The organism is Pseudomonas sp. Xaverov 259, from assembly GCF_019352915.1.
Taxonomy (GTDB): Bacteria; Pseudomonadota; Gammaproteobacteria; order Pseudomonadales; family Pseudomonadaceae; genus Aquipseudomonas.
Window position 1 is genome coordinate 58,296 of the sequence record NZ_JAAAFV010000031.1, and the last position, 21,679, is coordinate 79,974.

Below are 21,679 nucleotides of genomic sequence, written 5' to 3' on the forward strand. Positions count from 1 at the left end.
TCGTGTTTTGTATCAGAGAGTATCTGCCCTTGAAACCTGCCCCGCCTTGCTCCGAGAGCCCCAGCGCCTGCGTCAACGGTGCCGTGCGCCGCACCTCGCGCCGCCTGGGCCAGATCTATGACGAAGCGTTCGCGCCCTGCGGGCTTAAAGCCACGCAATACGCGCTGCTCAACCGTATCGCCAAGGCCGGCACGCCAAAAATGGGCGAGCTGGCACAAACCCTGGTGATGGATTTGTCCGCGCTCGGCCACACGCTCAAACCGCTGGTGCGTGACGGCCTGGTGGAGCTGCGCGTGGACGAACTCGACCGGCGTACCCGCCGCGTGCTGCTGACCGAACACGGCAAACGCACCCACGTCGCGGCCAAGCGTATTTCGACGCAAATGGCCGAACGCTTCGATCAGGCCTTCGGCCGTGAAGCAGCGGCGCAATTGCGCCAGACCCTGGACTTTATCGCCTCCGACGAATTTGCCCGCACGCTGTTGGCCAAGGACGCCTAAGCCATCGGCTGGTGGTTGGTGACGCAGTGGATGCCGCCTCCGCCAGCGGCAATCGCATCGATATTGAGCTGCAGCACTTTACGGTTCGGGTAGAGCCGTGACAGCAACTCCAATGCCTTGCGATCCGCCACCGGGTCGCCGAATTCGGGCGCGATTACCGCGCCGTTAATCACAAAATAATTGATATAGCCGGCGGCGAAGTCCTCGTTACCTTGGCTGAACCTGCTTTTGCGCGGGTTCAGCGGCGGCGACACGGTATGCACCTGCAACGGGCGGCCATCGGCATCAGTGGCGTGCTTGAGGATCTCCAGGTGCGCCAAGGTGACCTTGTGGTCGTAGGACTGCGGGTCGGTATCGAGGTTGGCCAGCACCACACCGGGCGCGACGAACCGCGCATAGAAATCCACGTGCGCATCGGTGATGTCCTTGCCCTTGATGCCCGGCAGCCAGATGATCTTGCGCAGGCCCAGGCGCTCCTTGAGTTCAGCCTCGACATCGGCCTTGCTCCAGTCGGGGTTGCGGTTGCGGTTGATCCAACTGCTTTCGGTCATGATGCCGGTGCCCAGGCCATCCACTTCGATAGCACCGCCCTCGCCCACCAGCTCACTGCGAATGTGGCGCGCGCCGGTTTCTTCGGCCACCAGCGCCGCCAACTGCGCGTCATCGGCATGTTGTTGTTTGTTACCCCAGCCATTGAAGTTGAAATCCACCGCGCCTTCGCCGCCCGTGCCGTCGATGACGAAATTGGCGCCGGTGTCGCGCATCCAGATATCGTCCAGCTCGGTTTCGACAAAGGTGATATTGCGTGTACCGCAGTGTTTTTCCGCCAGTTCGCGCTCGTCTTCGCGACAGAACACGGTGACCGGCTCATAGGTGGCAATCGCCTGGGAGATACGGCCCAGGGCCGCTTGCACATCGGCGGTGAAGTCTTCCCAGATAGCGTCCTGGGCGCCAAAGGCGATGAAGGCCTGGCGGTGTTTCTCGCCCTCATCGGGCATATAGAACCGGCCTTTGACGGCGGCGCGCACGTGAGTGGTGAGTAAGGTCATGGCACAGACCACGCTGGTTTGTTTGAGGAAGGTTCGACGGGTTGGCATGGGGTTCTCTACTTAACGGTCGCAGTCTTGAATTTAGTCCACACACGCATACGTGCGCGCATATCGGCCTGGGGGATGTCCTTGCCGGCAATCAATCGCTCGAAGGTGGCCGCATCCGGGTAAATATCCGGGTTGTCACGCAGGCTTGCCTCCACTGCCGGGCGGGCCTTGGCGTTGGCCGTGGGGTAGCCGGTGAAGTGAGTGATGGCGGCCATGTTCTGCGGGCGCATCACGAAGTTGATAAAGGCATAGGCGTATTCCGGGTGCCGGGCGTCAACGGGTATGGCCATGGTGTCCATCCACACCGTGGTGCCTTCGCGGGGGATGTGATAGCCGAAGGTCACGGGTTTGCCGGCCGCATCGGCGGCGCGCTGGGCCTGGGTCATATCGCCGCTGTAGCCGAGGGACAGGCACAGGTCGCCATTGACCAGGTCGGTCACCGGTTGCGACTGGAACTTGCGAATGTACGGACGCAGTTTGAGCAGCACGTCACTGGCGGCGGCCAGGTCCTCACGCTTGGCACTGCGCGGGTCGCGGCCCAGGTAGTTGAGGACCACGGCCAGCACTTCGTCGGGTGAGTCGATCAGCGAAATACCACAGTCGGCGAACTGGGCGGCAAACTCGGGTTTGAACAGCAGGTCGAGGCTGTTGACCGGCGCGTTCGGCAGGCGCTGCTGGATCTGCGCAGTGTTGTAGGTCAAGCCAATGGTGCCCCAGGTGTAAGGCACCGTGGCCTTGTTGGAGTTGACGTAGTGGCGGCGCAGCTTCTGCAAACCTGGCTCGATATCATCCAGCGCGGTGAGCCTGGCAGGGTCCAGCGGTTGCAGGCTGCCGGCGCGCATCAGGCGCTCGGCCACGGTGTCGCCGGGGAAGATCAGGTCGTAGCCGCTGCCGCCGGCCATCAACTTGGCTTCCAGGGTTTCGCTGCCGTCCATCACGTCGTAGATCACCTTGATGCCGGTCTCGGCAGTGAAGGCCGACAAGGTGTCCGGCGCAAAATAGTCCGCCCAGTTGTAGAGTTTCAGCGTCTTGTCATCGGCCGTGACGCAGGCGCTGGTGAGGATCAGGGCACAGCTCAAGAGCAATCTCATGATGGGCGCCCGTCCAGGGTCAGCATGGCGCCGTACAGTTCCGGACGGCGGTCGCGGAAGATGCCCCAGGTCAGGCGATCTTCGCGCATCGCAGACAGGTCCAGGGAGTGCACGAGCACACCCGTGGATTCGCGATCAGCTTCGACCAGCAGCTTGCCTTTGTGGTCGCAGATAAACGAGGAGCCATAGAAGTCCATTTGCAGGCTCGCGTCCGTCGTCGCCACTTCACGACCTACGCGGTTGGCCGCCACCACTGGCACCAGGTTGGCGGCGGCATGACCGCGCATGGTCATTTGCCAGTGGTCCCGGGAATCGAGCGCCGCGCAGCCGGGCTCCGAACCGATGGCGGCGGGGAACAACAATACCTCAGCACCCTGCAACGCCAGGCAGCGCGCGGTTTCGGGGAACCACTGGTCCCAGCAGATGCCGATGCCCAGGCGCCCGAACGCCGTGTCCCAGACGCGAAAGCCAGTGTCACCGGGACTGAAATATTCCTTCTCCTGGTAGCCGATGGCGTTGGGGATATGGGTCTTGCGGTACACGCCCAACAGCTGCCCATCGGCATCGGCGACGCTCAAGGAATTGAAGTAGGCGTTGCCGGCTTGTTCGAACCAGCTCAGCGGCAGCACCACGCCCAGCTCCTTGGCCAACGCGGCGAAACGCTTGAGCACGCGGCTGTGCGCATATGATTCGGCCAGCGCCAGATGCTTGTGATGCTGCTCAATACAGAAATACGGGGTGGCGAACAGCTCCTGCAACAGGATGACCTGGGCGCCCTGCGCGGCGGCATCACGCACCAGACGCTCGGCGCGGTCGAGGTTACCCGGCAAGTCCCAGGTACACGGCATCTGGGTAGTAGCAATCGTCAATACAGTCATGGCATTACCCCTTTAACGGCCAGGCCGGTTGCTGTTGGGTGATGCAATGCACCCCGCCGCCGCCGTGGGCCAGGTGGTTGATCCGCACCGGCACGATTTCACGGCCTGGGAACGCCTGGGCCAGCACCTCGGCCGCGACCTGATCGGCGCCAATGCCGTAGGCCGGCATGATGATCGCGCCGTTGGCGATGTAGAAGTTGGTGTAGGAGGCGCAAAACACCTCGGCATCGGTGTCCACCGCATCGGTGGCCTCATACAGCTCGATCAGCTCGAAACGCCGGCCCTGGGCGTCGGAGGCCAATTCCAGGGCGCGGCGGTTTTCGCGCACTACTTGGGCATAGGTCGAGTGTTGATCGTGAGTGGCATCCACCAGCAGCACACCAGGGCGGGCGAAGGCGCACACGCCGTCGACGTGGCCGTCGGTCATGTCACCGGTGACGTAATTCGGGTCGCCGGGGAGCCAGATGGTCTTTTTGATCCCCAGCAGGCGCGCGAAGATATCTTCGATTTCGGCTTTGCTCATGCCGGGGTTACGGTTGGGGTTGAGCAGCACCGATTCGGTGGTGATCAAGGTGCCCTCGCCGTCCACATGGATCGCGCCGCCCTCATTGCAGAGCGGCGTGCCGAAGCATTCCAGCCCCAGGTGATTGAGCACTCGGCGCCCCAGGCTTTCGTCCAGGTCATGGGCCGACTTGCCGCCCCAGGCGTTGAATCGCCAGCTCACACCCGCCGTACCCTGTTGCGGGTGACAGATGAAGGTGGGGCCGGAGTCGCGGCACCAGCTGTCGTTGACGGCCTGTACGATCAACTCGATGCCATGGCCGCACAGGGCTTTGGCACTGGCGATTGCCGAAGGGTCGACAATCATTTTCACCGGTTCAAAACGTGCGATGGCAGTGGCGACTCGCGCAAAATCCTGCTGCACCAATGACAAGGTCACACCCCAGGTGCTTTCCCACAGCGCCTGGTTATGCGGCCAGACCATCCAGGTCGCCGCATGGTGGGACCACTCCGCGGGCATACTCCAACCACCGGTTAAAATTTCACTACGCTGCATGACAAGCACCTTTGAGTTAAGTCATTGTGTTCAGTGAAAACTGCCCACGGAGTCTTGGCGTACATGCTACGTAGGCTGAAAAGACCAAACAAACGATGGATTTTGTAGAAAACTGATTAGCGGAGCTTATCGATATGCTCAACCATTGGCCGCCCCTCGGCACCCTGCGCGGCTTTGAAGCTGCCGCCCGCCTGGGCAGTTTCCACAAGGCTGCCGAAGAACTGCACCTGACCCAATCAGCGATCAGCCAGCAGATCCGCAGCCTGGAGGCTTACCTGGAGCAGCCGCTGTTTTTACGCAGCGGGCGCAGCGTGAGCCTCACCGACGCAGGTTATGACTTCCTCAGCACCACCCAGGCGCTGCTGCAACAACTGGCGGTGGGCGTACGGCGCCTGGGGCAGTACCGCAAACCCAATCAACTGGTGCTCAACACCACGCCGACCTTTGCCCGCCACTGGCTGCTGCCACGCCTGGCAGACTTTCGTCAGCGGCACCCGGAGGTGGACCTGTGGATCTTCAGTACCGATGAAGTGCCCGACATGGCCAGCCAGACCATCGACCTGGCCGTACGTGACGACATCAGTTCCCAGGCCGAATGCAGCTTCAAGGTGCTGCATGCCGACCGGTTGTTTCCGGCGTGCCATCCCAAGCTGCTGCCAGTGCCTGCCGCGCAGCGCACCACCTTGCACGGCGAGCGAGAGATGGACTGGAGCCATTGGGCCGTGGAGGCCGGCATTGATGTGGGCCAACAGGACCAGGGGCTGAATTTTTCCGATCCGGGTTTACTGCTCGATGCTGTGTGCAGCGGGCTGGGCATCGGCCTGGTCAGCCAACTGCTGAGCCACCAGGCCCAGGCCGATGGCTTGCTCACGCCGCTGGTCGAAGCCACCATTCGCGGCCCCAGCTGGGCGCTGTTGACCCACCGTGACAGTGAAAACGACCCACTGGCCCGCAGCTTTACCCAATGGTTGCTGATGCGTTTGCAGGTAGACCCAACATGAGTGACAGACTCGAAGACATCCTCACCGAACACCTGAACGTAGTGTTCTGCGGCATCAACCCCGGCAAAGGCTCCGCCGCCTTGGGCCTGCACTTCGCCAACCGCAGCAACCGTTTCTGGCGTACGTTGCACCTGGCTGGTTTCACGCCTCATGAGATCCGCCCACAAGATGGACGCAACGTGCTCGACTACCACTGCGGCCTGACCACACTGGTGGAGCGCCCTACGGCGAGTGCGGGGGAATTGGCGCGGCATGAGTTCAATGACGCCGCGGCTGCGCTTGAGCAAAAAATCCGCCGCTGGCAGCCACGCTTCGTGGCCTTTTTGGGCAAGGTCGGTTATAGCGCCGTGTCCGGCCAACGCGAGGTTGCCTGGGGGCTGCAGCCGCAGTTATTGGGCGGCGCAGCGGTATGGGTGCTGCCCAACCCCAGCGGGCGCAATTTGGCGTTCAACCTGGAGCAGTTGGTGCAGGCCTATCAGCAACTGCGCGAAGCCATTGCACAGAGCGATCAAGTGCCCCTAATCTCCTGAGAGCATTCACCTGAGAGCAACGGAGGCTTCATGAAACTGATAGGCATGCTGGACTCGCCTTACGTGCGTCGCGTGGCAATTTCCCTGGAGCTGTACGGCGTAGCGTTTGAGCATCAATCGGTGTCGGTATTCAGCAGCTTCGAGCAGTTCCAGGCGATCAACCCGGTGGTCAAAGCGCCGACCCTGGTGCTGGATGACGGCACACTGCTGATGGATTCCAGCCTGATCCTGGACTATTTCGAAGCCCAGGCCCGCGCCGACAAGAAGCTGCTGGCGCAAGCGGCCGGCGCCCGCGCTCAAGAGCTGCACGTGCTCGGGCTGGCCCTGGCGGCCTGCGAGAAAACCGTGCAGATCGTGTATGAGCATAATCTGCGTCCGGCAGAAAAACTCCATGAGCCGTGGGTCGACCGCGTGACCGGGCAACTGCTGGCCGCCTATTCGTTGCTGGAAAAACACTTGGCCCTCCCTACCGACGGACCGCTGACCCAGGCCGCACTGACCACGGCAGTCGCGTGGTCGTTCACCCAGTCAAAACTGCCGTCGGTGCTCGACCCCAAGGCATTCCCCTACCTGCAACGTCACGCGCAGCGGCTGGAACAGCACCCGGCCTTCAAGCGCTACCCCATCGAGTAACGGACTTAGACCCAGCCGCCATCCACAATAAAGTTCTGCGCCGAACACATCGCCGAAGCATCGGAGGCGAGAAACAACGCCATATTGGCGATGTGTTCGGGCAGCACGCTGCCGGGCAGGCACTGGCTGCGGCTGATCAATTCTTTGGCCGCGTCATCGACCCACATCGCCAGTTGTTTGTTGGTCATGACCCAGCCGGGCACCAGGGTGTTCACACGGATATGGCTGGGCCCCAGCTCACGTGCCAGGGCACGGGTCATGCCATGGGCAGCGGCCTTGCTGGCGGCGTACACCGGGTAGCCGGCAGACGCCATCATCCACCCCACCGAGCCCAGGTTGATGATCGCCCCACCGCCGGCGCGTTTCATCATCGGCACCACGGCCTTGGCGGCAAAGAACGCGTGCTTGAGGTTGACGGCGATCAGACTGTCGAACATCGCCGAATCGACTTCTTCCAGGGTATGACGCACGTCGTTGGCCGCGTTATTGACCAGTACAGTGATTGGCCCCAGCGAGTGTTCAAAGCGCTCGATCGCCGCCTTGTAGGCGATTTCATCGGTGATGTCGCAACACACGAATTCAACCTTGTAGCCCTGGGAATACAAGAGCGCGGCCAGACGCTCGCCCTGGCTTTGCGCCCGGTCCACAAAACCCACCTTGGCACCCTGTGCGGCGAACGCGCGCACCAGGAATTCGCCGATGCCTGAGGCACCACCGGAAACCAGAACGGTCTTACCCTCAAGGTCGGGGTAAACAGCCTGTTGAGTGGTCATATAAAGGTCGCCTCACTTAATTAGTCTTATTTTATTTTGCAAACAGGCAGTAAAAGGCTATAAATCTGCTGCTGCAGCGACAAAATATCGCACATTAGTAGAACTATTCCACTGAAAACAACAAAAGGAAGTTCGACCATGAAGCACCCTCGTCACCTGCTTTCCGGCCTCGCCTTGTCCCTGCTGATTGCCAGCGGCGGCACCCAGGCTGCGGGCCTCACCAGCGAGCACAAACCCTTCGGCAAAACCAATGACGGCACCGCCGTCGAGCAGTACATCTTGCGCAACAGCCACGGCATGCAAGCCACGGTGATCACCTACGGCGGCGTGTTGCAGTCACTCAAAGTGCCGGATAAAAACGGCAAGGTCGATGACGTAGTACTGGGTTTTGATGACGTGCAGGGCTATCAGAGCGGCACGGCGTTTTTTGGCGCGACCATCGGGCGCTTCGGCAACCGCCTGGCAGGCGGTGCATTTGAGCTCGATGGCAAGCGCTATCAGGTGCCGCTCAACGACGGGCCCAACTCACTGCACGGCGGCGCCCAGGGGTTTGACAAGCAGGTGTGGAAAGCCGAACCCGTCAAAGGCAAGAACTCGGTCGGCGTCAAGCTCAGCTACCTGTCCAAGGACGGTGAAATGGGCTTTCCCGGCAACCTCAAGACCGAGGTCACCTACAGCCTCAACGATCACAACGAACTGCACATCGACTACAAAGCCAGTACCGACAAACCCACGGTGCTCAACCTCACCAACCACAGCTATTTCAACCTGGCCGGCGCGGGCAATGGCGACATTCTCAAGCAGGTCGCGACCTTGCATGCCAGCCATTACACACCGGTGAATGCCACCCTGATTCCGACCGGCGAGCTGGCACCGGTCAAAGGCACGCCAATGGACTTTCTCAAACCCACGCCGATCGGCCAGCACATCAAGGACGAGCATCCGCAGCTCAAATTTGCCGAGCCGAAACAAGGTGGGTTTGACTTCAACTGGGCGCTCGACACCCAGGGCGATATCAAGCAACTCGCCGCCGAAGTTCACGACCCTGCTTCCGGCCGGCGTTTGCAGCTCTACACCAGCGAGCCTGGAGTGCAGTTCTACACCAGTAACTTCCTCGATGGCACGGTTAAGGGCAAAGCGGGCAAGACGTACCAGCACTGGAGTGCTTTTACCCTCGAGACCCAGCACTTTCCCGACGCGCCCAACCAGCCCAAGTTTGCTTCGACTCGGTTGAATCCGGGGCAGACCTATAGCCAAAACACTGTGCTCAAGTTCTCTGCCGACTGACAGTTGGTGCACCGAGGTGTTGGAGCCGGCCCTCGCTACAGGCACCTCGGTTTTTCCTTGTAGCAGGGCGCAAGCCAGGGCAGCTTGGTCAGCGAAAAGGATATAAAGGGCCAGAGCAACAGCAGAGCCATACTCGGTCAACTGTGTGGGAGCGGGCTTGCTCGCGAATGCGGTGTGCCAGTCAATTCATCTGTCACTGACCCACCGCATTCGCGAGCAAGCCCGCTCCCACATTTAGACCGCGTTGCATCAGGTAGTGACCCGCCGTAAGGGCGGAACACTAAGTGGCCATTACCGCAGCAACGGATATGTACTCCCTCTGATCCAATCCCCCTTCATTGCCACAACCCAATCTTCGTCAGCTCTTGCTTGAAGTTCTCGCGCGTAATCAGCGTCACCTCGTCCATGGCCGTGTACTTGGGCGGCTCCGTTCCCTTGGTAACCCACTCATACATCATCAACGCAGTGTTGTAGCCCTCGATATGCGGACTAGGCAGCATCGAACCGAAAAAACCGCTGTCGGCTTTTTTCAGCTCACCGATCGCGTCTGTGCCATTGATGCCGATACCGATCACATTGGCTGCAGCAAAACCGGCCGTTTCCGTAGCGCGCACGCCGCCGAGCACCGTGTTGTCGTTCATGCCGCCGATAATCAGGTTCTTGGCACCGCTGGGCAGCTTGACCAGCGCCGAGTTGGTGGCGTCCATACTGCCTGGTACATCGAGAGTCTTGGCAGCGGTGAACAGAATGTGGTCTTTGGGAAAGCCAGCGTCTTCCAGGGATTTGACCGAACCATCAGTGCGTTTTTTACCCGTGTCGAGTTCGTTAAAGGTGTTGATCACCGCATAGGTGTCCTTCCAGTCCCAACCGCGTTTTTTCGCCTCAGCCGCCATCGCCGCGCCCTGCTTCTGGCCCACTTCAAACGCGGCCATGCCCAGGTACGGCACGTCCTCCATGAAGTTGCCCTTGGCATCAACGAAGCGATCATCCACCGCAATCACTTTCAGGCCGTTGGCCTTGGCCTTGGCGACGATAGCCGGGCCGAGTGATACGTCCGGCGGGCAGATCACAAAGCCCTTGGCGCCGTTGGCCGCCAGGCTGTCGATGGCCGACAGGGTTTTCTCGCCATCCGGCACCGCGATCTTGATCACGGTAAAGCCATGCTCCTTGCCGGCTTTTTCGGCAAACGCCCATTCGGTCTGGAACCACGGTTCTTCAGCCTGCTTGACCAGAAAACCGATCTTCACGGCTTCAGCGGCCTGCAGCAGGCCGCTCAAGCTCAGGGCCGACACCGCCACAGCGGCGCAGCACAGGGCACGGATACCTCGACGATGATTCATACGGATGACTCCTTGTTGTTGTTTTTGGGTCTTTTGTTTTTGGGTCTTGGGGTTTAACCGGCAAAACGGTGACAGGGCTTGCCTGGCACATTGACCTCGATGGCCAGCAGCGCGCCATCGAGTGGGTGATTCAAGGGGCTGGCGGCGCTGGTGATATAGAGAGTGGTGAGATCGGGGCCACCGAACACGCAACTGGTGGGCCGGCTCACGGGCAACTCGACAATGCGGTCGACCTCGCCGGCCGGCGTCAGGCGCAGCAGGCAACTGCCATCCCAACGGGCGTTCCAGATATAGCCATCCGCGTCCATCGCCGAGCCGTCCGGGCCGCCGCGCTCATGCGGGCCGAACCACACGTGTGCAGGGTCGAGTTGGCCGTTTGGCTGGATCGAATGCCGGTACAACGTGCCGTCCATACTGTCGCCGAAATGCACGTGGGCGCCGTCATCGCTCCATAGCAAGGTGTTGGGAATGCCCAGTCCGCTCAGTAACGGTGTGACGTGTGCGTTGGCATCGACGCGAAACAGGCCGCCGCTACGCCGCGTAATCGGCAGGTCTTCACCCTGCTCACCGATATTGTTCTGCATGGTGCCCAACCACAGGCGGCCCTGGGCATCGCAGCGCGCTTCATTGCCACGGTTGCCCGGTTGCGGGTCGACCACGCACAGCAGCGTGAGGGCTTCGGTTTCCAGGTTCAGCCGGTACACGCCGCTGCTCAGCGTCACCAGCGCATCGCCACTTTCACAGGGGATAAACGCCGAGACGTGCTCGGGCAACTGCCAGATCTGCAGTTGCCCGCCCATCAGGCGCAGCGCCTGTTTGCCGGCGATATTCACCCAATACAGCGCCTGGGTCGGCACGTCCCAGAACGGGCCTTCGCCCAACTGGGCACGGTGTGCAGTGACTGCGGTACACGACATAAAAAACCTCCTGGTGTTACAGCGGGTCGCGCGATGGCGTGCCATCCACCAGCCGCTGGATGCGCAACGGGTTGGCGTTTTTCAACGCGTCGGGCAGCAGGCTATCAGGGTAATTCTGCAAGCACACCGGGCGCAGGAACCGGTCGATGGCCAGGGTGCCGACCGAGGTGCCACGGGCATCGGACGTGGCCGGGTACGGGCCGCCGTGAACCATCGAATCACACACTTCCACGCCGGTCGGGTAGCCGTTGAGCAGGATGCGCCCGACTTTCTGTTCCAGCAGCGGCGTCAATTCAGTGAACTGTTGCAGGTCGGCCGGTTCAGCAATGAGCGTGGCGGTAAGCTGGCCATGCAGGCCGTGCAAGGCCGCGCTGAGCTGGGCCTGATCGGCGACCTCGACAAACACCGTGGCAGGGCCGAACACCTCTTCCTGCAACACCTCATCGCCGTCGATCAGCAAGCGCACATCCGCCTTGAACAGCTGCGGCTGCGCCTGACCGCCCACTTGAGCGCTGCCCGCCAGGTGTTGGATGTCAGAGTGCGCCAAGAGTTTTTCCAAGCCTTTGCCATAACTGCCGAGGGTGCCGGTATTGAGCATGGTTTGCGCCGGCTGTTCACCGATCAGTTGCGCTACCTGTTGGATAAACGCGCTGAGCTGTGGCGAGGCAATACCGATCACCAGGCCAGGGTTGGTGCAGAACTGGCCACAGCCTTGCACCACCGAGGCAGTGAGGTCGCGGGCAATGGTCTCGGCCCGGGCGTGCACGGCCTGGGGCAGTACAATCACCGGGTTGATGCTCGACATTTCGGCAAACACCGGGATCGGCTGCGGGCGTGCCGCCGCCATATCACACAGGGCACGGCCGCCCTTGAGCGAGCCGGTAAAACCCACGGCCTGGATCGCCGGGTGCTTGACCAGCGCCTCACCGACGCCGCCACCGAAGATCATGTTGAACACACCCGCCGGCATCTCGGTGGCCTCGGCCGCGCGGATGATTGCATCGGCCACCCGCTCAGCCGTGGCCATATGCCCGCTGTGGGCCTTGAACACCACCGGGCAGCCGGCCGCCAGCGCGGCGGCGGTGTCGCCGCCTGCGGTGGAAAACGCCAAGGGGAAGTTGCTCGCACCAAACACCGCCACCGGGCCGAGGCCGATGCGGTATTGGCGCAGGTCCGGGCGCGGCAGGGGTTGGCGCTCGGGCAAGGCTCTGTCGATGCGCGCGCCGTAAAAGTCCCCACGACGCAACACCGTGGCGAACAGGCGCATCTGGCCACTGGTGCGCCCGCGCTCGCCGTTGATGCGCGCTGCAGGTAATGCCGTTTCGCGGCAAACCAGCTGGATAAAATCCTCCCCCAGCGCGTCCAGCTCATCGGCCACCGCCTCCAGGAACTGCGCCCGGCGCGAGGCACTCAATGCCCGGTACGCGGGATAGGCGGCAGCGGCGGCCTGGGCGGCGGCATCCACCTCGGCGGGCGTGGCCTGATAGAACTCCTGAGGCAAGGCCTCGCCGGTGCTGGCATCGACGCTTTTCAGGGTGATGCTGCCCTGGGCGCTGCGCTGGCCGCCGATGTAGTTGTGGCCGAGAAACGGATTCATGCTGATCTCCTTAAAGGCTGATAACAGTGCCAGGTTCGAACGCCGCCTCGGCTTTGCCGACCCGGTTGACCAGCGGCGCGCCGAACTCGGCCTGGCTGATCTCGAACACATCCCCCGGCTGGGTACGTATACCGTCGGCGAATGACAAGGTGGCGGTGCCGAAGAAATGAATGTGCACGTCACCCGGGGTCAGGAACTGGCTGTATTTGAAATGGTGGTACTCGAGGTTTTCCAGGCTGTGGCACATGTTCGCCTCGCCACTGAGAAATTCGCTTTCCCATAGCACTTGGCCGTCTCGAAGGATGCGGCTGGTGCCCGCCAGATGCTCTGGCAACTCACCCACGCGCAACTCCGGGCCATAGCTGCAACTGCGCAACTTGGAATGGGCCAGGTACAGGTAATTCTTGCGTTCCATGACGTGATCGGAAAACTCGTTGCCCACCGCATAACCCAGGCGATACGGCTTGCTGTCACGGCCGATCACGTACAACCCGCCGATTTCCGGCTCTTCACCGGCGTCTTCGGCAAACGGCGGCACCGGGAACGCCTGACCTGGGCGCACGACAATACTGCCATCGCCCTTATAGAACCATTCCGGTTGCACGCCGGCCTGGCCGGTCGGCGGTTTGCCGCCCTCCACGCCCCATTTGAAGATGCGCATGGTGTCGGTCAAGGCGCTGTCGTCACCGGCCTGGTGCATTTTGTCGCGAGCCGAGGCGCTGCCCAGGTGCGTGAGGCCAGTGCCGCTGATCAACATGTGCGCCGGGTCAGGATGGTCCAGCGGCGGCAGGACTTTGAGGTCCGCCAACAGCGCGGCGTAGTCGTAACTGTCGCCCAGCCCGAGGCTGTCGACCTGTTGCGCCAGGCCCACACCGGCGTCGATGGCGGCCAGCGCCAATTCACGCACGCTGCGCGCGGTTTGCACTTCGCGCACTGTGTTGCCTTGCACCACGCCGACACGACGCTCACCGTTACGCAATTCGAACTGAACTAAACGCATCAAACTTCTCCAGGATTAAGTACGTGTGGCGCCTCTGGCGCTGGCGGCAAATTGCTCGGCAGGCAGCACGTGCTTGCGCTCCAGCACGCGGTACACCACAGCGGTCAAGACCAGCCCGAACACCATTACCCCGGCCAGGAAATACAGGCCCGAAGCCAGGTTGCCGGTGTATTCCTTGAGCGCGCCGATCACGAACGGGCCGATGTAACCACCGAGGTTGCCCACCGAGTTAATCAGCGCAATGCCCGCCGCCGCGCTGGCACCGGCAAAGAACCGCCCGGGCAAGGTCCAGAACACTGCGGTGCAGGAAAACAAGGCAAATGCCGCCAGGCACAGCGCCGCCATTTGCAGCACCGGCACGCTCAGCCAGGCACTGCAGAACAAGCCGATGGCGCCGAGTACATAAAGCACGGCGAGGTGGCCATAACGATCGTTCAAGCGGTCGGAACTGCGCGGGATGATCAGCAGCCCGATAATGCCGAAGATATAGGGCACGGCCGAGATGAAGCCGGTCATCAAGTCAGTGCCGCCGAACTGTTTGATCAGGGTCGGCAACCACAGGCCCAAGCCATAGATGCTCAAGGTCACCGGCAGGTAGAACAGCGCCAGCAGCAACACGCGTTTGTCTTTGAGGGCATGCAGCGGGTTGCCGTGGCGGGTCTGGCCGTAGGCTTGCAGGTCCTTGGCCAACTCACCCGTAAGCCAGGTTTTCTCGTCTTCGCTCATCCATGTGACCTGCTTGGGGCCGTCCGGCAGAAAGCGCAGCACCGGCCAGGTCAGCAGCAACGCCGGCGTGCCAATCACGATAAACAACCATTGCCAGCCGTGCAGCCCGAGGATGCCGTCCATGCCCAGCAGGCCGCCGGACACCGGCCCGGTGATCATCATGGCAATCGGCTGGGAAAGGATGAACAGCCCCAGGATCTTGCCGCGATGGCGCACCGGGAACCACTGGGTGATGTAGTACAGCACGCCCGGAAAGAACCCGGCTTCGGCCGCGCCGAGCAGAAAGCGCATCACATAGAAACTGTGCGGCCCCTGCACAAAGGCCATGCCGATGGTGATGGCGCCCCAGGTCAGCATGATCCGTGCAAACCAGCGCCGCGCGCCGAAACGGTCGAGCATCAGGTTGCTGGGAATCTCAAACAGGAAGTAGCCAATAAAGAACAACCCCGCCCCCAGGCCATAGGCGGCATCGCCGATGCCGACGTCGGCGCCCATGTGCAGCTTGGCAAACCCCACCGCCGAACGGTCTACGTAGGCGATCAGGTACAGCAGGATCAGGAAGGGAATCAGTTTCAGCGTGATACGCCGAACAAGCCGCAATTCCTGGCTCATGGGGTCGATCTCCGATTGTTGTTTTTATAGAAGCTCGGGGGCTGCCTCTCGCGGAAATCCGCCAGGGTCATACCTCACTTGAGCTGGACTATATAGTATGACTATTTGCAAAACAACACTTCCAAACTCACGATTTTGCGCTTATGTTTAAGCGAACATAGAACATATAGTCATACAATAAGAGAGTCGATCATGCCTGATAAACAGCCCGCCCTCCGCTCCGCCCAGTGGTTTGGTACCGCCGACAAGAACGGTTTCATGTACCGCAGCTGGATGAAGAACCAGGGCATTGCCGACCATCAGTTCCATGGCAAACCGATCATCGGCATCTGCAACACCTGGTCGGAGCTGACCCCGTGCAACGCGCATTTCCGCCAGATCGCCGAGCACGTCAAACGCGGTGTGATCGAGGCCGGTGGTTTCCCGGTGGAATTCCCGGTGTTCTCCAATGGCGAGTCCAATCTGCGCCCCACCGCGATGCTCACCCGCAACCTGGCAAGCATGGATGTGGAAGAAGCCATTCGCGGCAACCCTATCGACGGTGTGGTGCTGCTCACCGGCTGCGACAAAACTACCCCGGCGCTGCTGATGGGCGCGGCCAGTTGTGACGTGCCGGCCATCGTGGTCACCGGCGGGCCGATGCTCAACGGCAAGCACAAGGGCCAGGACATCGGCTCGGGCACGGTGGTGTGGCAACTGAGCGAACAGGTCAAGGCCGGCACCATCACCCTTGACGATTTCCTTGCGGCCGAAGGCGGCATGTCGCGCTCGGCGGGCACCTGCAACACCATGGGCACGGCGTCGACCATGGCCTGCATGGCCGAAGCTCTGGGCACGTCCCTGCCCCACAACGCGGCGATTCCGGCGGTGGATGCGCGGCGCTATGTGCTGGCGCATATGTCCGGCATGCGCGCGGTCGAGATGGTGCGTGAAGATTTGAAGCTGTCGAAGATCCTTACCAAGGAGGCATTCGAAAACGCGATCCGGGTGAACGCGGCCATCGGCGGTTCGACCAATGCGGTGATCCACCTTAAAGCCATCGCCGGGCGTATCGGTGTCGAACTCGACCTGGACGATTGGACCCGCATGGGCCGTGGCGTGCCGACCATCGTCGACCTGCAGCCGTCGGGGCGTTTCCTGATGGAAGAGTTCTACTACGCCGGCGGCCTGCCGGCCGTGCTGCGGCGCCTGGGCGAAGCCAACCTGATCCCGCATCCGAATGCCCTGACGGTGAATGGCAAGTCGTTGGGCGAGAACACCCAGGACTCGCCGATCTACGGCCAGGACGAGGTGATTCGCACCCTCGATAACCCGATCCGTGCCGACGGCGGTATTTGCGTATTGCGCGGCAACCTGGCGCCGCTGGGCGCCGTGCTCAAGCCCTCCGCCGCCAGCCCCGAGTTGATGCAGCACCGTGGCCGCGCGGTGGTGTTCGAGAACTTCGACATGTACAAGGCACGCATCAATGACCCGGCGCTGGACGTGGATGCCAACTCGATTCTGGTCATGAAAAACTGTGGGCCCAAGGGTTACCCGGGCATGGCCGAAGTCGGCAACATGGGCCTGCCCGCCAAGTTGCTGGCCCAGGGCGTGACCGACATGGTGCGGATTTCCGATGCACGCATGAGTGGCACCGCCTACGGCACAGTGGTGTTGCATGTGGCGCCGGAAGCCGCCGCCGGCGGGCCGCTGGCCACGGTGCAGGAAGGTGACTGGATCGAGCTCGACTGCGCCAACGGCCGCCTGCACCTGGATATCCCCGACGCCGAACTGGCGGCGCGCATGGCTGACCTGGCGCCGCCGCAAAACCTGATCGTCGGCGGCTACCGCCAACTGTATATCGACCACGTGCTGCAGGCCGATCAAGGCTGCGACTTCGACTTCCTGGTGGGCTGCCGTGGCGCCGAAGTCCCCCGGCATTCCCACTAATTGGGATGCTATGATGCCGCGAACCTAAGCCAGAGCCTCCCCGTCGTTATGGATCACCAGCCGCCCAAGCCGCGCAAGAGCCAGCATGCCCAGATCGTTCAGGACTTGGGCATGCACATCGTTTCCGGGCGCTTCAAGCCCGAAGAACGCCTGCCCATGGAAGCCACGCTGTGCGAGGAATACCAGGTCAGCCGCTCGGTGTTGCGTGAGGCGACCCGCGTGCTCAGCGCCAAGGGCCTGGTGTACTCCAAACCACGGGTGGGCGCGGTGGTGCGGCCACGGGTGAAATGGCATTTGCTTGACCCGGACGTGCTGTCCTGGCTGATGCAGTCCACACCCCACAGCGAGTTCTTCAACACCCTGGCCGGTGTGCGGCGCATCCTCGAACCGGAAATCGCCGCCATGGCGGCGACCACGGCCACCGCCGAAGACATCGCCACCATCGAAACCGCCTACCTGGGCATGGAAACCGCCAAGACCCACGACGAGCTGCTGCAGGCCGACCTCGACTTCCACCGCGCCATCGCCGATGCGACCCGCAACGATCTGCTCGCCTACATGTGCAACATGCTGTCGTTGCCGCTGCGCGAATCGATCAACATCACCAACCGCCGCCCCGACATCCAGGGCCTGAGCCTGCCCCGCCACAAAGCGATCCTCACCGCCATCCAGAACCGTGACGCCCTCGGCGCCCGGCACGCTTCGTTGGTGCAACTGGATGACACGCGGGTGGCGCTGGACACGGTGATGAACGTGCTCACGCCACTGTAGATTCATCGTCTACGCTCAGGAGGTCAGTTCGAGGGACCGGCCATGTGCGGACGACTTTCGCAGTACCGCGGTATTCATGACTTTGTGGCGGCGCTGAGCATGCCCAATGCCCTGGCCAATAGCGTCGGCGACCAGCCGCTTGAGCGCTACAACGTGGCGCCGACCACACCTGTGGCGTTGCTGCACCTGGACAATGACCTTTTGCACGCTGACCCGGTGCGGTGGGGCTGGCGCCCGCACTGGAGCAAAGAGCGCCTGCTGCCGATCAACGCCCGCGTTGAGAAGGTCGCGCACGGCGCGTTCTTTCGTGCGATCTGGCCGCATCGCGCGATTGCCCCTGTCGACAACTGGTTTGAATGGGTGGATGAAGGCGGCGCAAAAAAGCAGCCCTACCTGATTCGCCGCCGCGACGCTGCGCCGGTATTCTGTGCCGCCATCGGCCAGTTGCCCGACGCAGATGAAGGCGCGGGCGCACACGATGGCTTCGTGATCATCACCGCCGACAGCGCCGGTGGCATGGTCGACATCCACGACCGCAGGCCGGTGGTGTTCACCCCTGAGCTGGCCCGTGAGTGGCTGGACCCGGCCACCTCTCGCAGTCGCGCCGAGCAGATGGTGCTGTTGCAGGGCGAGCCGGCAGACGTGTTCGAATGGTTCAAGGTAGACAGTGCGGTGGGCAACACACGCAACAATGGGCCAGCGTTGATCCAGCCACGCTGAGTACTCATTGCACCGCTGCACGCTCTTGCAGCTCAATCGGCTTGCCCTCCAGATAGGCCCGGTCCTTGCCATTATGCTTGGCGCCATACAGGTTGCGGTCAGCGTTTTTGAGTACCGCCGACATCTCGTCCCCCGCCGAAAACCGCGCCATTCCCGCGCTGCAGGTGTAGTTGTGCGGCGCCGCCACGCTGCCTCGGATGGCCTGTAACAAATCCCGGGCGAAATCACAGGCAACGGCCGGGTCGTCGCCCAACAACAGCACGCCGAACTCTTCGCCGCCGATCCTGCCGAAACTGTGACTGCCTTGGGTGGTTTTCAGGCAGGTGGCCATCGAGCAGAGAATCCTGTCACCCACATCATGCCCGTACAGGTCATTTTTCTGTTTGAAACTGTCGATATCCAACATCATGAAATAGCCACGCTGGCCGCTGGCAATCAACGCATCGAAGCTTTGCATGAAGGCACGCCGATTGAGAATGGAGGTCAGGTAGTCCGTCTCGGCCATTTCGCGAAACTCACTCTCTACCAGCAATACCGATCGCAAGTTCTTCAAGTAGGAGAAATTCAGGATAAAACCCACGGAGATCGACGCGGCGCAAAAAATATACAGGTAGACCTGGGCGCCCGCGTAAATATCCACCTGCATGCAGGGCCACAGAATCAACCAGACCAATGTGACGCAGATCAGATAATCCTGAGCACTGATGAACAGGATGGCACTGCTGATCACCAGGGTGACTGCCAATGGCAAGGCAAAAATACGCAGCTCCCCATGCGTGCTGATCACATAGGCAAAACCCACCGACAGCAGCACCCCGTAAATGCCACCCAACACTCGCCACAGAAAAAAGTTGGCGGTCATGCGGTGCAGGCAGCACACACCCGACAGGCCCAGGGTGATGGCCACTAAATAAATATCCAGCTGCATGGCCGGATGAATTAACAATACGCCTAGCCAGGCAATAATCCCTATCAACTCGGCCTGCGTCACCGCCGGTGACAGTAGCCTGCGCATCCTCGGCCTTAACTTCAAGTTAGCGGGCATCCTTCTCCCCTCTTTCAACCGCATGCAGGCCGACCGCAAATGAAAACGCCATGAACCGTCTTACCAGGCGGATAAAAGCAGGCAGCACTTCCAGCTGTTTTTTAGCATGCACTTTAAAATAGCCCTTCTCGACGCCCTCCCGAACCATTCGAATAACGTGGGTTTTCGACACCGACAGTTGTTGGGCGAGGGCAAGATAAGATGACGACTTGAAGGTTATCTCGCCGTTTTCAGGCGTAAAGGCATCGTTATAAATCGCCAGCATCAACAGATGCCCGGCGTCTTTCTTCACCAGCCAATAGCATTCTGGCAGCAGCACATCCACGGTCAGTTCATTGCTCAGCAGCTGTGCGAAACCTTTGAAATAAACAGCCAGAAACTCACGATCATCCATCGCGCACATCGTTTGAAAAAGCCCCTTCTGCGGGCACATCAGTGCCAGTGAGTCGGTGATGGAGGTGAGCATCAGCCGCACTTCCCGACAGGCTTCGTCCGAGGGCGCGTACACCCTGAACCGGCTGTCCTCCGGGTGCGCGTCGATCACCATGAAGCCCAGCGCCCGAAACAGCAGGAAGATCGACTCCAGGCTGTTTCTTGAGCAATACCCCCGGGCCACGCAAAAGGCTTTCACCTCGCACAGCAAGGCTGTCGGTTTGGAAAAGTACTCGCTCAAGAGTGCAAAGGAGACCATCAAACGGCTGTATTTCATTGCACTTTTGTAGAAAAACGGCCGTTTCGAGTAAGGGCCAAGAAGCACCTGATAATGCGCCCGAATACAAGATTCAAAGTCCTCATGACGTTCAAGTGCATGTGCAGTATTACTGATATCCAACTTTAACGAACTGACGCGCATGAAAGAGCCCTGATCAACCAACTTCATCCCACTGATCTAGACTACGAAGTTCACGTAGTCAGGTCCCAAAACAAATCACGTCGTAAAACGGCCCCTGATGGCGCTTTGCCTTTGGGGCCAATGTACAGTGATTGCCGCGCGGCACAGCATCATTACCAAAGTTGTTCCAACTGCACTTCCTGGGCTATTTGCTAACGCGCGAGCGGTGCACTTGCTTGAATTAGCAGTGCGAAGATTGTGTGGGACGCAGACCCAATAAATGGCGCCAGAAATATGACCGCGAACCTTTCACCGCCTACGCGCGTCCGAGCTAGGGTGTTTATTGCCCATCGCCCGCCGTGAGGTCCTCGTTTGAAAGCCGCCATCGTCAAAAAGTACCGTCTGATTATCAAAACCATGGGTTATGTGGGTTGGGCCTTGTTCTGGCTTTTGTTATGGGATGTGGCCGTCACGGTCGATTTCATGTTGTTCCTGACCACCAAGATCAACTTGCCGCTGATGCCGCTGACCCTGCTGGGTTCGGCGCTGGTGGTGTTGATCAGTTTTCGAAACAGCAGCGCCTATAACCGCTGGTGGGAAGCACGCACGTTATGGGGCGCGATGGTGAACAACTCGCGCAGTTTTGCCCGCCAGGTGCTGACGCTGCTGGAAGATCCCGAGGGCGAGGTGAACCCGGTCAAGGCCACCCTGTTGCGCCGCCATGTGGCCTATGTGAACTGCCTGGCGGCGCACCTCAAGGGCCGGCCGTGCCCGGATGAAGTGCGTGCATTTATCCCCGCCGAAGAGTTTGCGCGTAACGGCGCCACCAACAACTTTGCCAATGACATCCTCACCGGCTCGGCGACGTTGTTGGCCCGCGAATACAAGGCCGGGCACCTGGACAGTATTCGTCTGGCGCGGCTGGAGTCGACATTGGTGGACCTGTCCAACGCCCAGGGCGGCATGGAGCGTATCGCCAATACGCCGCTGCCCTACCCTTACGTGTATTTCCCGCGGCTGTTTATTTCGCTGTTCTGCCTGATCGTGCCGGTGGGCCTGGTGGAATCCCTGGGCTGGTTCACGCCGCTGGCCTCGACCGTGGTGGGCTTTATGCTGCTGGCGATCGAACGCATCGGCACCGACCTGCAAAGCCCGTTTCATTCCAGCGAACACCAGATCCAGATGGAAACCATCTGCGAAACCATCGAGAAGAACCTGCAGTCAATGCAACGTGATGCGCTGGCTTAAGCACAGGGTGCTTTTAAGCTCAGAACCTATCATTTTTACCAGTGCCCCTGGAGCGCGGTTTTGACTAGCCTGTAGCGCATCTATCCAAGGAGGTA

The 21,679-nt window shown here is 61.0% G+C and carries 21 protein-coding genes; 9 read left to right on the forward strand and 12 right to left on the reverse strand.

The annotated features are described in order from the left end of the window. Positions 1-29: 29 nt before the first annotated feature. On the forward strand, positions 30-500 hold the full coding sequence (locus K0H48_RS10930; RefSeq protein ID WP_257626924.1) for a MarR family winged helix-turn-helix transcriptional regulator: 471 nt from the start codon (positions 30-32) through the stop codon (positions 498-500). Here K0H48_RS10930 and K0H48_RS10935 read toward each other — a convergent pair. Genes K0H48_RS10935 through K0H48_RS10950 form a run of 4 tightly spaced genes read right to left on the reverse strand, consistent with a single transcriptional unit; the run spans position 497 to position 4,623 of the window. Further along, positions 497-1,597 carry an agmatine/peptidylarginine deiminase gene (locus K0H48_RS10935; protein ID WP_219267470.1) on the reverse strand — a complete coding sequence of 367 codons (1,101 nt, stop codon included), beginning with the start codon at positions 1,595-1,597 and terminating at the stop codon, positions 497-499. The two genes, K0H48_RS10930 and K0H48_RS10935, sit on opposite strands and share 4 nt — an antisense overlap. Before the next feature lie 8 nt (positions 1,598-1,605). Beyond that, entirely contained in the window at positions 1,606-2,688 is a 1,083-nt protein-coding gene (locus tag K0H48_RS10940) for an extracellular solute-binding protein (RefSeq protein ID WP_219267471.1), read from the reverse strand. Beyond that, positions 2,685-3,566 carry an N-carbamoylputrescine amidase gene (gene aguB / locus K0H48_RS10945; RefSeq protein ID WP_219267472.1) on the reverse strand — a complete coding sequence of 294 codons (882 nt, stop codon included), beginning with the start codon at positions 3,564-3,566 and terminating at the stop codon, positions 2,685-2,687. The genes K0H48_RS10940 and aguB overlap by 4 nt, the downstream gene beginning before the upstream one ends. Before the next feature lie 4 nt (positions 3,567-3,570). After that, positions 3,571-4,623, reverse strand: a complete 1,053-nt coding sequence (locus K0H48_RS10950; RefSeq protein ID WP_219267473.1) for an agmatine/peptidylarginine deiminase — start codon at positions 4,621-4,623, stop codon at positions 3,571-3,573. A 134-nt stretch (positions 4,624-4,757) separates the two neighbouring features. On the opposite strand from K0H48_RS10950, the gene K0H48_RS10955 reads away from it, so the two are divergent. The 3 genes from K0H48_RS10955 to K0H48_RS10965 are packed head-to-tail and all read left to right on the forward strand — an operon-like array spanning position 4,758 to position 6,787. Beyond that, a complete protein-coding gene (locus K0H48_RS10955) occupies positions 4,758-5,624 on the forward strand; it encodes a LysR substrate-binding domain-containing protein (RefSeq protein WP_219267474.1) in 867 nt (288 codons plus the stop codon). Beyond that, positions 5,621-6,154, forward strand: coding sequence for a G/U mismatch-specific DNA glycosylase (mug, locus tag K0H48_RS10960; protein WP_219267475.1), 534 nt, complete (start codon positions 5,621-5,623; stop codon positions 6,152-6,154). Before K0H48_RS10955 ends, mug begins: the two co-directional genes overlap by 4 nt. A 30-nt stretch (positions 6,155-6,184) precedes the next feature. After that, a complete protein-coding gene (locus K0H48_RS10965) occupies positions 6,185-6,787 on the forward strand; it encodes a glutathione S-transferase (protein ID WP_219267476.1) in 603 nt (200 codons plus the stop codon). 5 nt (positions 6,788-6,792) lie between these two features. On the opposite strand, the gene K0H48_RS10970 is transcribed toward K0H48_RS10965, so the two are convergent. After that, positions 6,793-7,560, reverse strand: a complete 768-nt coding sequence (locus K0H48_RS10970) for an SDR family NAD(P)-dependent oxidoreductase (protein ID WP_219267477.1) — start codon at positions 7,558-7,560, stop codon at positions 6,793-6,795. A 138-nt stretch (positions 7,561-7,698) separates the two neighbouring features. Between K0H48_RS10970 and K0H48_RS10975 the strand changes: the two genes are divergently transcribed. Further along, a complete protein-coding gene (locus K0H48_RS10975) occupies positions 7,699-8,847 on the forward strand; it encodes an aldose epimerase family protein (protein ID WP_219267478.1) in 1,149 nt (382 codons plus the stop codon). Between the two features lie 335 nt (positions 8,848-9,182). Here the strand turns inward: K0H48_RS10975 and K0H48_RS10980 are convergent, their stop codons facing one another. Genes K0H48_RS10980 through K0H48_RS11000 form a run of 5 tightly spaced genes read right to left on the reverse strand, consistent with a single transcriptional unit; the run spans position 9,183 to position 15,039 of the window. Continuing rightward, positions 9,183-10,187 (reverse strand): substrate-binding domain-containing protein, encoded by a 1,005-nt coding sequence (locus tag K0H48_RS10980; RefSeq protein ID WP_219267479.1) that lies wholly within the window; start codon positions 10,185-10,187, stop codon positions 9,183-9,185. Positions 10,188-10,240: 53 nt separating this feature from the next. Continuing rightward, entirely contained in the window at positions 10,241-11,104 is an 864-nt protein-coding gene (locus K0H48_RS10985) for an SMP-30/gluconolactonase/LRE family protein (protein ID WP_219267480.1), read from the reverse strand. A gap of 16 nt (positions 11,105-11,120) precedes the next feature. Continuing rightward, positions 11,121-12,701, reverse strand: coding sequence for an aldehyde dehydrogenase (NADP(+)) (locus K0H48_RS10990; protein ID WP_219267481.1), 1,581 nt, complete (start codon positions 12,699-12,701; stop codon positions 11,121-11,123). 10 nt (positions 12,702-12,711) lie between these two features. Further along, positions 12,712-13,701 (reverse strand): AraD1 family protein, encoded by a 990-nt coding sequence (araD1, locus tag K0H48_RS10995; protein ID WP_219267482.1) that lies wholly within the window; start codon positions 13,699-13,701, stop codon positions 12,712-12,714. A gap of 15 nt (positions 13,702-13,716) precedes the next feature. Further along, positions 13,717-15,039, reverse strand: coding sequence for an MFS transporter (locus K0H48_RS11000; protein ID WP_219267483.1), 1,323 nt, complete (start codon positions 15,037-15,039; stop codon positions 13,717-13,719). A gap of 192 nt (positions 15,040-15,231) precedes the next feature. Between K0H48_RS11000 and K0H48_RS11005 the strand changes: the two genes are divergently transcribed. From K0H48_RS11005 to K0H48_RS11015, 3 genes are read left to right on the forward strand one after another with little or no spacing between them, the layout of a single operon-like run. Beyond that, positions 15,232-16,968, forward strand: coding sequence for an IlvD/Edd family dehydratase (locus K0H48_RS11005; RefSeq protein ID WP_219267484.1), 1,737 nt, complete (start codon positions 15,232-15,234; stop codon positions 16,966-16,968). A gap of 48 nt (positions 16,969-17,016) precedes the next feature. Then, positions 17,017-17,739: a FadR/GntR family transcriptional regulator gene (locus K0H48_RS11010; protein ID WP_219267485.1), complete on the forward strand. Its 723-nt coding sequence runs from the start codon at positions 17,017-17,019 to the stop codon at positions 17,737-17,739. A 42-nt stretch (positions 17,740-17,781) separates the two neighbouring features. Next, on the forward strand, positions 17,782-18,459 hold the full coding sequence (locus tag K0H48_RS11015) for an SOS response-associated peptidase family protein (protein ID WP_219267486.1): 678 nt from the start codon (positions 17,782-17,784) through the stop codon (positions 18,457-18,459). Positions 18,460-18,463: 4 nt separating this feature from the next. Here K0H48_RS11015 and K0H48_RS11020 read toward each other — a convergent pair whose 3' ends face one another. After that, the gene (locus K0H48_RS11020; protein ID WP_219267487.1) at positions 18,464-19,504 is read right to left on the reverse strand and encodes a GGDEF domain-containing protein; all 1,041 of its coding nucleotides are present in this window, start codon (positions 19,502-19,504) and stop codon (positions 18,464-18,466) included. Next, positions 19,494-20,384: a hypothetical protein gene (locus tag K0H48_RS11025; RefSeq protein WP_219267488.1), complete on the reverse strand. Its 891-nt coding sequence runs from the start codon at positions 20,382-20,384 to the stop codon at positions 19,494-19,496. Before K0H48_RS11025 ends, K0H48_RS11020 begins: the two co-directional genes overlap by 11 nt. A gap of 324 nt (positions 20,385-20,708) precedes the next feature. Between K0H48_RS11025 and K0H48_RS11030 the strand changes: the two genes are divergently transcribed. Then, a complete protein-coding gene (locus tag K0H48_RS11030; RefSeq protein ID WP_219267489.1) occupies positions 20,709-21,584 on the forward strand; it encodes a bestrophin family protein in 876 nt (291 codons plus the stop codon). Positions 21,585-21,679 lie beyond the last annotated feature (95 nt).